The 12,250-nt window shown below is 42.7% G+C and carries 8 protein-coding genes; 5 read left to right on the top strand and 3 right to left on the bottom strand.

Annotation, left to right across the window (positions count from 1 at the left end; genetic code table 11):
- Positions 1-14 precede the first annotated feature (14 nt).
- A complete protein-coding gene (locus tag NGC85_RS06545; protein WP_254805256.1) occupies positions 15-455 on the top strand; it encodes a YbaN family protein in 441 nt (146 codons plus the stop codon).
- 136 nt (positions 456-591) lie between these two features.
- Here NGC85_RS06545 and NGC85_RS06550 read toward each other — a convergent pair whose 3' ends face one another.
- Entirely contained in the window at positions 592-1,221 is a 630-nt protein-coding gene (locus NGC85_RS06550; RefSeq protein ID WP_005058521.1) for a TetR/AcrR family transcriptional regulator, read from the bottom strand.
- A gap of 127 nt (positions 1,222-1,348) precedes the next feature.
- On the opposite strand from NGC85_RS06550, the gene NGC85_RS06555 reads away from it, so the two are divergent.
- Together NGC85_RS06555 and NGC85_RS06560 are read left to right on the top strand one after the other, a co-directional pair.
- Entirely contained in the window at positions 1,349-2,188 is an 840-nt protein-coding gene (locus NGC85_RS06555) for an SDR family oxidoreductase (protein WP_254805257.1), read from the top strand.
- Positions 2,189-2,200: 12 nt separating this feature from the next.
- The gene (locus NGC85_RS06560; RefSeq protein WP_254805258.1) at positions 2,201-3,688 is read left to right on the top strand and encodes an NAD(P)/FAD-dependent oxidoreductase; all 1,488 of its coding nucleotides are present in this window, start codon (positions 2,201-2,203) and stop codon (positions 3,686-3,688) included.
- 101 nt (positions 3,689-3,789) lie between these two features.
- On the opposite strand, the gene adeG is transcribed toward NGC85_RS06560, so the two are convergent.
- Together adeG and NGC85_RS06570 are read right to left on the bottom strand one after the other, a co-directional pair.
- Positions 3,790-6,969, bottom strand: a complete 3,180-nt coding sequence (gene adeG, locus NGC85_RS06565) for a multidrug efflux RND transporter permease subunit AdeG (protein WP_254805259.1) — start codon at positions 6,967-6,969, stop codon at positions 3,790-3,792.
- A 5-nt stretch (positions 6,970-6,974) separates the two neighbouring features.
- Positions 6,975-8,198: an efflux RND transporter periplasmic adaptor subunit gene (locus NGC85_RS06570; RefSeq protein ID WP_254805260.1), complete on the bottom strand. Its 1,224-nt coding sequence runs from the start codon at positions 8,196-8,198 to the stop codon at positions 6,975-6,977.
- Between the two features lie 196 nt (positions 8,199-8,394).
- Between NGC85_RS06570 and NGC85_RS06575 the strand changes: the two genes are divergently transcribed.
- Together NGC85_RS06575 and NGC85_RS06580 are read left to right on the top strand one after the other, a co-directional pair.
- Positions 8,395-9,426, top strand: a complete 1,032-nt coding sequence (locus NGC85_RS06575) for a LysR family transcriptional regulator (protein ID WP_254805261.1) — start codon at positions 8,395-8,397, stop codon at positions 9,424-9,426.
- A 352-nt stretch (positions 9,427-9,778) separates the two neighbouring features.
- Positions 9,779-12,244 carry an acyl-CoA dehydrogenase gene (locus tag NGC85_RS06580; RefSeq protein WP_254805262.1) on the top strand — a complete coding sequence of 822 codons (2,466 nt, stop codon included), beginning with the start codon at positions 9,779-9,781 and terminating at the stop codon, positions 12,242-12,244.
- The last annotated feature ends 6 nt before the right edge of the window (positions 12,245-12,250 follow it).

Raw genomic sequence — 12,250 nt, forward strand, 5'->3', positions numbered from 1 at the left:
GAGCATTGCTAGGGATGGAGAATATTGATCGCATGAATAATGATGTGAAAACAGATATTTTGTCACAACCGCCACAGCCAGCAAGCAAATTAGCACGCTCAGTTTGGTGGCGATTATTATTTATCTGCCTCGCTTGGTTGTGCATTGGACTCGGTATTCTTGGAGTTTTTATTCCGGGTTTACCGACCGTTGATTTTATTTTATTGGCTGTTTTTTTTGCAGCTAGAGGCTCAGAAAAGCTGCATCAATGGTTTCTAAATCATAGTTTCATCGGCCCAATCATCAAAGAATGGCAAGAAAATAGACGTATTCCCCAAAAAGCAAAATTCATGTCGACGTTCAGTATGAGTCTAGCTGCCGGGATTATGATCTGGACTATTCCACATCCTTGGGTCGTTTATCCTCTTGTGGCATGTATGGTGGTTGTTTTAGGATGGATGTGGCTTAAAGCTTAACAATACTAGACACTATCTAATCAAGTGCAATGCGAATTTATTAGAGTATTTAGAACATAAGGCAACATAGGATCAATCTAGGTTGTTATCGATACTGTCTTAATATGTCTTGTATTGCTATCACTTCAAAGAGTATTTAGTTAGACACACCAAATATCATAAGCTGAATTGCAGCTTTGCTATATTGTTCTAGAAATTTTGCTTCTTGATTTGCCAACAAAAATTGTAAAGCCCCAGCGATAATGATTCCAACAACGGCATGTCCAGTCATCTCGGTATTTAAATTTTTATTTAAATAGCCACGATCAATTCCGTTTTGAAGATAATTCGCCGTGAACAATCCACCCACCTGCAAAAGCTTACTTACTTGCGCTGTCATCTCTTTATCAATTGAGGTTGCTTCTAATAAGATGAGACGAAGTGTCCGTGGATTTTCACGTGCAAATTCCTGAAATTTAAATGAAATTCGTTCACATTGGGCAATATAGTCATCTAAAGTTGATACGGCATTCGGCGCATTTTCATCTGCCAATAAAGCCGTTATTTTGAACATGGTATCGACAATGACTTTATCGAGAATGTCTCTTTTATTTTCAAAATGACGATAGAAAGTACCGTGACCAATACCGAGTCTTTTGGCAATGTCAGAGATTGCAGTTTGATGATAACCGCGTTCAGAAAATTCCAAAAAAGCAGCTTCAATAATTTCTGCTTGTAGTTGAATACGTTGGCGTTCAGCACGCGAGAGAGTTGTTTGATCATTCATGCTAAAAATTTTATCAGAACTTTATTGGAAATACGATAAAACAAAATCAATTAAAATTGACACATAATTCCGTAAATGACATTATGTTCCGTATTGGTGATTTTTTGACTAATTAAAGGAGCTGAGCATGGGAAAAAAATACAGTTTTTTAAATAAAGTGGTGTTGATCACAGGTGGTGGGCGAGGGATTGGTTTAGCCACAGCCGTTGCCTTTAGAAAACTTGGTGCCAAAGTGGCGATTGGCGATATTGATCTAGAGTTGGCTCAGCAAGCTGCTACTAAAGTGCAAGGCTTTGGCGGCTATTTGGATGTACGTCCACAGAACTCATTTCATGACCTCATTGTGCAGATTGAAAAGCAATTGGGTCCCATCGATATCTTGATAAATAACGCTGGGATTATGCCAATGGGAGCGATGGTCGAGGAAAGCCAAGCCATCAGCGATGCGCAAATTGATATCAACTTACGTGGGGTGATTCATGGCATGAAAGCGGTATTGCCTAAAATGCAGGAGCGACAAACGGGACATATCGTTAATGTCGCTTCTCTAGCAGGTAAATATCCGATTCCCGGTGCCAGTATTTATTGTGCGACCAAATTTGCTGTGGTGGGTTTAACTGCATCGATGCAGCAGGAGCTTAGAAACACACCGATTGGCATATCGGCAGTGTTACCGTCCAAAGTCTTGACTGAGTTGTCTTCTGGAACGGGGGACAGTTTGCCGATTCCGACGGTAGAACCACAAGATGTGGCGAATGCGATTATTCAAGCCATCGAACATAATCTTGCCGAAATTGCGGTACCGAATTATTTAACGCATACCTCGAAAGCCTATGGGTTGGTGCCGCATTGGTTAAATACTGGATTCCGAAAACTGATCGGAGATGACCGTATTTTAAAAGGCTTGGATCAGAATGATCGCAAAGCATATAGCCAACGTTTAAGCCAATTCGCACAGACAAAATAAGGATTACAACTCATGGCGAAGATCGAAAAATTTCATGTGGTGATTATCGGGGCTGGCTTTGCAGGGATTGGTGCAGCCATTAAATTACAGCAAGCGGGTTTCACGGATTTTGTGGTTTTGGAAAAAGCCAATGAAATTGGCGGTGTCTGGCGTGCCAACACTTATCCGGGGTGTGCTTGTGATGTACCGTCAGCTTTATATTCTTATTCTTTTGCACCAAATCCACAATGGAGTCGGGTGTTTGCGCAGCAGCAAGAAATTAAGACCTATATACAAAATGTTGCGCAGCAATTCGATGTGAAAAAGTATGTGCGCTTTGGCTATGAAATGCTGGAAAGTGCTTGGGATGATCAGGCTAAACATTGGGTGGTGAAAACCAATCAAGGCCTTATCCATGCCCGTTTTGCGATTATGGCGGGTGGGCCAATGCATCAACCTGTATTGCCTAAAATTAAAGGTTTAGAGACATTTAAAGGGGCTCAGTTCCACTCGGCAGAATGGAATCATGATTTTGACTTAAATGGTAAAAAGGTTGCCGTTGTTGGTGCAGGTGCATCTGCAATTCAATTTGTACCTGAGATTCAAGCCCAAGTTGAGAAACTCACTTTGTTACAGCGTACCCCACAATGGGTATTGCCAAAAATGGATCAAAGCCTACCAAAACTTGCTCAGGCACTGTTTAAAGTGCTTCCAGTCACTCAGCGTTTAACGCGTTATAGCGTTTATGGCGTATTTGAATCGTTAAATTCCAGTATGCACCATCCAAAACTGGTCAGCCAGATTGAACGCCTAGCCAAATTGAATATTCGTTTAGGGGTGAAAGATCCTGAGCTACGAGAAAAACTATTGCCTGACTTTACCATCGGTTGCAAACGGGTATTACAGTCTAATCAATGGTATCCAGCATTGGCAAAGCCGAATGTAGAGGTATTGCGCTGTGGGGTAGAAGAAGTGCGTGGCAATACTTTGATTGCCAGTGATGGATCGCAACATGAGGTTGATGCGATTATTTTTGGCACAGGCTTTGAAGTCAGCAATCCACCGATTGCCAAACAAATCCGTAATAAACATGGCAAAAGCATGGACGAAGTATGGCAAGGCAGTGCCAAGGGTTATTTGGGTACAGTGGTCGAAGGCTGCCCAAATGCCTTTGTCATGTTTGGCCCTAATATTGCGGTCAGTTCATCGGCACTGATTATCATTGAAGCACAATTGACGTATATCTTGGACATGCTGAAAAAAGTACAGGCGCAGCAGATTGAAACCGTTGAAATTCGTGCTGAGGTATTGGAACAATACAATGATGAAATCCAAGCGGCATTAAAAAATACGGTCTGGAATACCGGTGGGTGCAGCAGCTACTTTATCGACCGGAATGGACGTAATAGTACTTTATGGCCGTGGACGACTTTTGAAATGCGATCTCGCTTAGTATATTGTGATCTGAACGATTACTTACTTGGCTTTGCTGAGGCCGAAACCAAGAAAAAAGCCAGTTAAATTCTGATTCGGTATTGTATCTCTAATATAGTCAAGCCTCACCGAGCAGCCTATTCCTCGTGAGCTACTCGGTGAGGGAAACATAACACGCTCTCTTTTTATTAATGATCGTGTGAACTGTGCAGTGGTGCTTCATGCACAGCTGCCGAATGCAGTTTATGTTTGCTATTCAGGGTACGAATCAACACATAGAAGGCAGGAGTCAGGAACAAACCAAAGAAGGTTACCCCAATCATACCAAAGAACACCGCAACGCCCATGGCATGACGCATTTCAGCACCAGCACCTGTTGATGTGACCAGTGGAACTACACCCATAATGAAGGCGATTGAAGTCATCAGGATCGGACGCAGACGTAATCGACTGGCTTCAACTGCAGCATTGAATGCGGTCGCGCCTTGCATTTCCAGTTCTCTGGCAAATTCCACGATCAAGATGGCATTCTTACAGGCCAGCCCGACCAGTACCATCAAGCCGATTTGGGTAAAGATGTTGTTATCTCCACCTGTGAGCCAAACGCCTGTCAGTGCAGCCAAGATACCCATCGGTACAATCAGAATCACAGCCAATGGTAAAGTGAGGCTTTCATATTGTGCAGCCAAGACCAAGAATACCAACAGCACACTGATTGGGAAGACCCATAATCCTGCATTACCTGCCAAGATCTTTTGATAGGTCAGATCGGTCCATTCAAATTTCACCCCACGTGGCAAGGTTTCAGCGGCAATTCGTTCAACCGCAGCTTCGGCTTGGCTCGACGAATAACCCGGTGCAGGACCACCATTAATATCCGCTGCGGTGTAGCCGTTGTAACGCACCACCATTTCGGGACCATAGGTTTGAGTGACGTTGACTAATGAAGACAGCGGCACCATTTGCCCAACATTGTTACGGGTTTTAAGCTGTAAAATATCTTCAGGATTGGCACGGAACGGTGCATCGGCTTGAGCACGTACCTGATAGACGCGACCAAAGCGGTTGAAGTCATTCACATATTGTGAACCGAGATAAATCTGCATGGTGCTAAATACATCGGTGACTGCAACGCCTTGTTGTTTGGCTTTGACCCGATCCAGATCAACATTCAGTTGTGGCACATTGATTTGATAGCTAGAGAACATCGGGCCCAACTCAGGTGCAGATTGTGCTGCTTTCATAAAGGATTGTGCTGCGTTATTCAACTCGGCATAGCCTAAAGCACCACGATCTTCAAGCTGGAGTTTAAAGCCACCCATGGTGCCCAGACCCATCACGGGTGGTGGTGGGAATACCGCAATATAAGCATCTTGAATCGCTGAATATTTCTGATTTAAGGCACCAGCAATGGCATTGGCAGAAAGATCGGCTGCTTTACGTTCTGCAAATGGTTTTAAGGTGACAAACACAATCCCTGCGCTGGAACTGTTGGTAAAGCCATTAATAGATAAACCAGGGAAGGCCACCGCACTTTCGACACCGGGTTGTTTCAGTGCAGCATCACTCATTTTACGAATCACGGTTTCGGTTCGATCAAGTGAGGCACCATTCGGTAATTGCGCAAAGCTGATCAGGTATTGCTTATCTTGTGCAGGCACAAAGCCACCCGGAACAATATAAGAAATACCAATGGTCAGGCCAAGCAGGGCTGCATATACGCCCATGGCTGAAGCTTTATGGGAAATGACTCGATTCACCCCTCGACCATATTGATGCGAGGCACGTGAGAACACACGGTTAAACAGTGCGAAGAAGCGTCCGAAGACACGGTTCATCACACGGGTCAAAAAGTCAGGTTTAGCATCATGTCCTTTGAGCAACATGGCGGCCAAAGCAGGAGATAGAGTGAGTGAGTTAAATGCCGAAATTACGGTAGAGATGGCAATGGTCATGGCGAATTGCTTATAGAATTGCCCTGTTAATCCAGTCATAAAGGCGAGGGGGACAAACACGGCAACCAATGTTAGCGCGATGGCAATGATCGGCCCACTGACTTCACGCATGGCACGATAGGTGGCATCCCTTGGACTGAGGCCTGCTTCAATATTCCGCTCGACATTTTCCACCACCACGATGGCATCATCCACCACAATCCCGATGGCGAGTACCATCCCGAACAGTGACAGGGCATTGATGGAATAACCAAAGGCCAGCATCAAGGCGAAGGTACCAATGATTGAAACAGGTACTGCCAGTAACGGAATAATTGAGGCGCGCCATGTTTGTAAGAACAGGATCACCACGACAACCACCAGTGCAATCGCTTCAAGCAAAGTGTGAATCACCGCTTTGATACTTGAGCGTACAAATTGGGTGGGGTCGTAAACGATGTCGTATTTAATTGAAGATGGAAAATCTTTGGACAGTTCCGCCATGGTGCTACGCACTTGGTCAGAGACCTGTAAGGCATTGGCACCCGGTGCTTGGAAAATTGGAATCGCCACCGCCTGTTTATTGTCCAGCAATGAACGTAAACCATATTGCGAAGCGGCAAGTTCAACACGCGCGACATCACCGAGTCGAGTCACTGCACCATCCGCAGCTGTTTTTAAAACAATATCGGCAAATTCCTGTTCGGTACTTAAACGACCTTGTGCATTCACCGAGAGCTGTAAAGGTGAATTGTTTGGCGCAGCACCAATGGTTCCTGCAGCGACTTGAATATTCTGTTCACGAATTGCATTTACGATTTCAGTGGCCGTGAGGTTACGTTGCGCCACTTTTTGTGGGTCCAACCATACGCGCATGGCGTAATCACCCGAACCAAACAGGCCGACTTCACCCACACCTTGTAAGCGTGCCAGACGGTCTTTGACATTGAGTACAGCATAGTTACGCAAGTAGGTCATGTCATAGCGATTGTCTGGTGAGGTGAGATGCACCACCATGGTCAAAGTTGGTGAACTTTTTAGCGTAGTCACGCCGAGACGTTGCACATCTTCAGGCAAACGGGGTAAAGCCTGAGAAACTCGATTCTGTACCAGTTGTTGTGCTTTATCTGGATCAATCCCAAGCTTGAAATTGACGGTGATAGTGAGGTTACCATCGCTATTGGCCTGAGACTGCATATACAGCATGTTCTCTACGCCGTTAATGGATTCTTCCAACGGAGATGCAACGGTTTCAGCGATCACTTTGGGGTTGGCACCCGGATATTGGGCACGTACCACGACAGACGGTGGCACCACTTCTGGATATTCAGAAATAGGCAGTTGGAAAAGGGAGAGTAAGCCCGCCAGTAGAATCAGGACGGACAGCACCCCAGCAAAGATCGGTCGATCAATAAAAAATTTAGAAACATTCATGCGGATTAACCTTTTGCCGAAGTTGGGGTTTTTTCTGTAGGCTGAGGTTGTTGTACTGTGTTATCTGTGATGATTTGAGGATTTGGCATAGCAATGAGGTGAGGTTTGACAGAATCACCCGGTCGGATGCGTTGTAAACCATTCACGACAATGCGATCATCCACTTGCAGACCACTATTGATGATTTGCAAGCCATCTTGCTGGGCACCCAATTTAACTTCGCGATAAGCGGTTTGATTTTTCGCATCGACAACGACTACAAAGCGTTTGTCCTGATCAACACCAATCGCCGTTGGGCTAATCAGAATGGCTGCGCGAGGTTGCCCGCCGCCCAAACGAATACGGGCATACAGTCCTGGTAGCATCATGCCTTTGGGATTATCAAAGGTGGCGCGGACACGAATGGTGCCTGAGGTGGTATTTAAATTATTATCGATCGAACTGATAAAACCTTCACGGCTAAAACCAGATTCATTGGCAAGACCTAAATAGACAGGAACTTGGGCTGAATTGCGTTGATTGCTGATATATTTCAGATAGGTTTGTTCATCTACATCAAAAGATGCGTAAAGGCGAGAAACGGATACCAAACTGGTCAGCACCTGTGCACCATTGCCTGCGGAGACCACATTACCAACCGTGACTTCTGCACGGGAAATACGCCCACTGACAGGGGCAGTAATACGGGTATATTCCAGATTTAGACGGGCAGTTTCGACTGCGGCTTTGGCGGCTTGCAAGTTGGCATTGGCTGAACGTGCTTCATTTTCCGCTTGATCAAGCTCTTGAAGGGCAATCGCATTACTTTGGATTAAGCGCTGGTTACGACCCAAATTTGCTGAAGAGTAAGTGACTTGTGCTTCCGCAGAAGCCAGCTGCGCTTTGGCACGATTCAGCTCTGCTTCAAAAGGACGCGAGTCAATGGTGAATAATAAATCCCCTTTGTTGACCAAGCTACCATCTTTGAAGTGAACGGCAATCAGTTTTCCTGAAACTTGGGGTCGAACATCGACTTGATCAATGGCTTCCAGACGTCCGGAATATTCTTGCCAGTCGGTAATGGTTTGGCTGATGACATTTGCAACATCCACGGTTGCAGCTGGCGGTGCGTTTGCTGTTGAGGTGGCTTTGGCATCTGCATTTTCTTGGAAGAGAATAAAACTGCCGCCCGTTGCAAAAATAGCAACGATGACGGCAGACAGCGTCAGCTGTTTGCGAGAAATTGACATGGAATGCTCCTGACTATTTGAATCCCTGTTTTCAGACTTTTTGTTGTGGTCTGTGTGGGAGAAACAGGTTTATGGAATGAAAGGAGCATAAAAGTTTGTCAATTACGAATAAATACATTAAATTTGATAACACTATTCGTATTTTTATAATAATTGATGTGTAAAGTTCCTTTATGCATTGATTAGGAGTGGTTGAGTGGATCTATTTCATGCAATGAAAGTCTTTAATAAAGTGGTTGAAACCAACAGCTTTAGTTTGGCTGCAGATAGCCTTGGACTACCACGTGCATCGGTCACGACCACGATTCAAGCTTTAGAAAAACATCTTCAAGTTCGTTTACTCAATCGAACTACACGTAAACTGAGCCTTACACCTGATGGTGCGGTTTATTATGATCGTACAGTAAGAATTTTAGCCGACGTTGAGGATATTGAATCTTCATTTCACAATGAAGAACGTGGTCCTCGAGGACGTTTGCGTATTGATGTTCCTGTCTCAATTGGACGTTTAGTTCTGATTCCAAGACTGCGTGAATTTCATGCACGTTATCCCGATATTGATTTGGTAATAGGGTTGAATGATCGCCCAGTAGATTTGGTCGGTGATGCTGTTGATTGTGCTATACGTGTTGGGGAATTACAGGATTCCAGCTTAATTGCACGCCGTATTGGCACGTTCCAATGTGCGACAGCAGCATCACCATGTTATTTAGAAAAAAATGGTGAGCCAAACAGCATTGAAGATTTACAAAAGAATCATCAAGCGATTCATTTCTTTTCTAGTCGTACAGGACGCAACTTTGACTGGGACTTTGTTGTTGATGATTTAATTAAAAGTGTCAGTGTAAATGGTCATGTATCTGTAAATGATGGTGACGCTTATATTGATTTAGCATTACAAGGATTTGGTATTATTCAAGGTCCACGATATATGCTGACTAATCATTTAGAATCAGGTTTATTAAAAGAGGTTTTACCACAATGGACGCCTGCTCCTATGCCGATTTCAGCAGTATATTTACAAAATCGACATTTATCTCTCAAAGTTAGAGTATTTGTTGATTGGGTTGCTGAATTATTTGGGGCTTGTCCATTATTAGGAGGTAGTGCTTTACCTTTAGATCAAAAATGTGCATTTGTTTGTGATCAGAAAACGAATCATGAATATACGCTTCGAACTTTGGTTGAACAGCATAATATTGCAGAGGCGAGAGTACTTAAAACATAGTTAATATACGCCACTAAATCATTTGGTAGATTTTCCATGAACTGAAAAACTATAAATAGTGATAAAGTGGTTTTGTGAGTTTTTTGAATCTTTAGTAAAAGTTAAAAAGATTTTTATATTTATAAGTTTTTGATATTTATTGAATAATAAAAAATTTTTTTAATGACGAATCGGTCTAAGTTTTTTCTTTATAGCATTGTGTAATGTTTTAGTAGTTTATCAAGAAAATAAAAAAACTATCGGTACAATCAAATTTCACTCTTTATTCACTTATTAGATACTAAGTTAAATCATAAAGTTAATTACAAATATCTAATTTTTCTCAATTCAAGTTGAAGGCAAAGGAGTAACCATGACTCTATTATTGATATTGCTTAGCTTGTTGATTCAGTTTGTTGTGTTGTGGGCTGTATTTTATTTCGAACTAAATCGAACAATCGGTAGTATTGTTTCTATTGGAATCGCTGTTCTCTGTGGAGTTTTAATAACACCATGGAGTTTATTGATTGGTATACCTATCATATTAATGAGTGTGGTATTGCTTATTCCAGCGCTAAGAGAAGCTTTAATAAGTAAACCTGCGTTTAATATTCTTTCCAAAGCGATGCCTAGTATGAGTACCACTGAGCGTGAAGCCTTGGAGGCGGGTACCAGTTGGTGGGAAAAAGAATTATTTATGGGGGCACCTGATTGGGAGAAGTTCGATCAATATCCTTATCCAAAGCTTTCCTCAGAAGAGCAATCTTTCATTGATAACGAAGTTCAGCAGCTTTGCGCTATGCTTGATGAATGGAAAATTCATCATCATGACAAAGATCTCCCAACTGAAGTTTGGCAATTTATCAAAGATAAAGGTTTTCTAGGTCTCATTATTCCTAAATCATTTGGGGGTAAGGAATTTTCAGCTTTTGCCCAAAGCCGTATCATGAGCAAAATTGCTTCACGCTCTTTAACTGCTGCGGTAAGTTGTATGGTTCCAAACTCTCTTGGGCCGGGTGAATTATTACTTCATTACGGAACGAGTGCTCAGAAACAACGTTACTTACCGGGCTTAGCTAATGGTACAGAAGTCCCTTGTTTTGGCTTAACCAGCCCAGAAGCTGGCTCTGATGCAGGTGCGATTCCTGATACAGGCGTGGTTTGTTATGGTTCTTATCAAGGACAAGAAGTTCTTGGTTTAAAAATGAATTTTTCAAAGCGTTGGATTACGCTTGCTCCGATTGCAACAGTGATTGGTTTAGCGTTTAAACTGTATGATCCTGATGGATTGTTGGGCGATAAAACCAAAAATGAATATGGCATTACCTGTGCATTGATTCCTGCTAGTCATGAAGGCATTAAGATTGGCGCACGTCATAATCCAGGTGCTCCATTTATGAATGGAACTGTCGAAGGAACTGATATTTTTATTCCTATCGACTGGATTATTGGTGGTCAGCAAAATGCAGGTAAAGGCTGGCGTATGTTGATGGAATGCTTAGGAGTAGGTCGTGGTATTTCGCTACCAGCATTAGCAACTGCTGCCGGTGAAATGAGTTATCTTTTAGTTGGTGCATTTGCAAGTGTAAGGCAGCAATTTAAAGTGTCTGTTGGGCATTTTGAAGGTGTGCAAGAAGCGACCAGTGATATTGCCAGCGATGCTTATATGCTTGAGTCATTCCGATATATGGTGACTTGTGGTCTAAATCAAGGTGGTACACCAGCAGTGATGACTGCAATGGCAAAATATTATGCTACGGAGACCATGAGAAAGGTAATTAATCATGGTATGGATGTGGTTGGAGGACGTGCAATTCAACTTGGACCTCGTAACTTCCTAGCGCTGACATATCAATCTATTCCAGTTGCAATCACCGTAGAAGGCGCAAATATTCTCACACGTTCTTTGATGATTTTTGGTCAAGGTTCAATGCGTTGTCATCCTTATCTATTTGAGGAATTGCAATTACTGCAATCTGAAGATAAGGCTTCTGCATTAAAACAATTTAATTCATTGTTATTTAAACATCTTGCCTATACCTTTAACCGTGGTGCTAAAGCTTTAGCTTTTGGTCTCACCGGAGGGAATAGTGATGGTTCGGTTCAGTCTGATGATTTTTCTAGACCATATTATGCAACCATCAATCGTATGAGCGCCGATTTCGCCCTTACAGCTGATATGGCGTTAGGAATATTAGCGGGTGATCTTAAACGGAAAGAGATGTTGTCTGGACGTTTAGCCGACATCCATTCTCATTTATTTATCGCGACTGCAATTCTTAAATACTATGAAAATGGTCAAAGAACAGAGGCTGATCAAAAGCATGCTGAATTAGCGTTGAACAAGGCGTTATATAATGCACAAGAAGCATTTTTTGGATTTTATGAAAACTTCCCGATGAAAATAGCTTCTAGCTTGGTGAAATTGATTTGTTTCCCATTTGGTCGTCCAATTGCTAAACCTTCGGATGAGCTTAAACAACAGGTTGCTCAATTGCTGCTGCAAGAAAACTCTTTCAGAGCAGAATTGAAAAAACATGTCTATTACACCACTGATGAAACTGATGTCATGGGGCGCATGGAATCAACATTCCAAATGTTACTCAGTGTGCAGCCACTTTGGGATAAGTTCAAAAAAGCTGAATCAAAAGATAAGTTTAAAGGACTGACTTTTGAAGAGCATATTGCTGATGCGGTTTCAACAGGTTTTATTACTACAGATGAAGCACAACAGCTTTTGAAATATAATGCTAAGCGCTATGACAGTATGCTCACTGATGTATTCGATGAGCATTTAGAAAACGATTTACCACTTGAGAACCCTCATCTAAGAAATTAGATGAGG

Source organism: Acinetobacter sp. Z1, assembly GCF_024296945.1.
GTDB classification, from domain to species: domain Bacteria; phylum Pseudomonadota; class Gammaproteobacteria; order Pseudomonadales; family Moraxellaceae; genus Acinetobacter; species Acinetobacter beijerinckii.

Excerpts from the sequence above, each read along its gene's own strand:
- NGC85_RS06580 (WP_254805262.1), top strand. The coding sequence starts at position 9,779 with ATGACTCTATTATTGATATTGCTTAGCTTGTTGATTCAGTTTGTTGTG.
- adeG (WP_254805259.1), bottom strand. The coding sequence starts at position 6,969 with ATGAATGTTTCTAAATTTTTTATTGATCGACCGATCTTTGCTGGGGTG.
- NGC85_RS06545 (WP_254805256.1), top strand. The coding sequence starts at position 15 with ATGGAGAATATTGATCGCATGAATAATGATGTGAAAACAGATATTTTG.
- NGC85_RS06555 (WP_254805257.1), top strand. The coding sequence starts at position 1,349 with ATGGGAAAAAAATACAGTTTTTTAAATAAAGTGGTGTTGATCACAGGT.
- NGC85_RS06570 (WP_254805260.1), bottom strand. The coding sequence starts at position 8,198 with ATGTCAATTTCTCGCAAACAGCTGACGCTGTCTGCCGTCATCGTTGCT.
- NGC85_RS06550 (WP_005058521.1), bottom strand. The coding sequence starts at position 1,221 with ATGAATGATCAAACAACTCTCTCGCGTGCTGAACGCCAACGTATTCAA.
- NGC85_RS06560 (WP_254805258.1), top strand. The coding sequence starts at position 2,201 with ATGGCGAAGATCGAAAAATTTCATGTGGTGATTATCGGGGCTGGCTTT.